The organism is Porphyromonas bennonis DSM 23058 = JCM 16335, assembly GCF_000375645.1.
GTDB classification, from domain to species: Bacteria; Bacteroidota; Bacteroidia; order Bacteroidales; family Porphyromonadaceae; genus Porphyromonas_A; species Porphyromonas_A bennonis.
Map to the genome: position 1 here is coordinate 1 of NZ_AQWR01000086.1, position 1,348 is coordinate 1,348.

1 protein-coding gene is annotated in these 1,348 nt (G+C 41.3%); it reads right to left on the reverse strand.

Features of this window, described 5'->3' with window-relative positions:
• Nucleotides 1-200 precede the first annotated feature (200 nt).
• Complete coding sequence (locus B088_RS08170; RefSeq protein WP_026170572.1) at nucleotides 201-1,151, reverse strand: IS256 family transposase, variant Zn-binding type; 951 nt, start codon at nucleotides 1,149-1,151, stop codon at nucleotides 201-203.
• Between the last annotated feature and the right edge of the window lie 197 nt (nucleotides 1,152-1,348).

Genomic DNA, 1,348 nt, shown 5'->3' on the forward strand with positions numbered 1-1,348 from the left:
GGCGTATAGGTCAATTTGCAGGTTTTTTTGAAGAAGTTTTGTTCTATGGGTCAAATTGCAGGGTGCTTTTTGATGGTGAAGCAGAATTCTCTCGTTACCTTTACAAGGCACTATGAAGCGTAGTGGAGCTCTGCTGGGGAGCAACTCCATGAGGAATAGTAGTGTAACAGATGACAAGCATGAGCAGGATTTGCCCTCAGTTAGGGTAGATCCTGCTTTTCTTTCATGCTTAGAGTCTTGTTCCATGCCAAGAAAAACCCACAAATAAAGCGTTTCTTATTCTCCTTTGACATTCCACTATGATTGTTGAGATTCTTCTTGAGGTCTGTGAATGAACCCTCTATCTTATTGTTTGTATTTGGCATACCAGTACACTCTTGATACGTAAAGAGGTAAGGGAGATAATAGTCTATACTGTTCATTGCAGACCTAAGTCGTCGGTGTCTAAATCTCTTTTGTCCATTCTTCAGAATAGACCGTCTTTGAAGCGTTTCTGACCAAGTGTTTTTCCATTCTTCATAGCTCTTGACGAACTCCTCTTTTGGAGTAGTCGTTAGCCTATCCATCAATTCCTTGAGCGCTCTTGCAGCTTTAAGTCTCGGATTAAGAGTTAGATAGCGTCTCACTATTTGCTTCATATGGTATTGGCACATCTGAATCTTATAAGCTGAAAACAACTTAAAGAGAGACTGTTTCCCATCAATGATTATGCCCTTAATCTCATATCCTCTCTCTCGAATACTCTCGATAGCCACTTGGTAGTCCGCGATTGTCTCATTCTTTATGAAGGATAAATACAAAGGTCTTCCTGTGAATGAGTCAATAGCCAACATTATCCCCCAATTATGCCCCCAATAAGTAGCATCAATATGTACATATCCACCTCCGCTGAGGGGTGGCTGCTCCCACTCAATTGAAACCTCACAGAGTCGTCGCTTAATGGTGGATGGGCTAGTATCGAACACCTCTGCCAGCTCTGCTATAGTCTGTTTTCTATCCTGATAAAGATGCCACAACTCCTTGCTTGATGGAAGTCTCTGATTTCTGAACTGATACTTACAGTCTTGACACCGATAGATTTGGACTCCCTTGCGGACACCATACTTAATGGTATGAATAGAACTACAAATGGGGCATCTGCTTTTTCTCATAACTAACTCGTTTTTGAAGTTTTAAAACCGCTTACAAGTTAGTATTTATCAGTATTACCTCAATGTCGCACCATGCAAATTGACCTATAGGGCATTAACATTCGTCGAAATGTCCATTCAAAACTTTGAAATGTCCGATTGCCCTTATACAATCAGTCTGGGCAAAGGGTCACACCCTGCAATTTGACCCATAGACC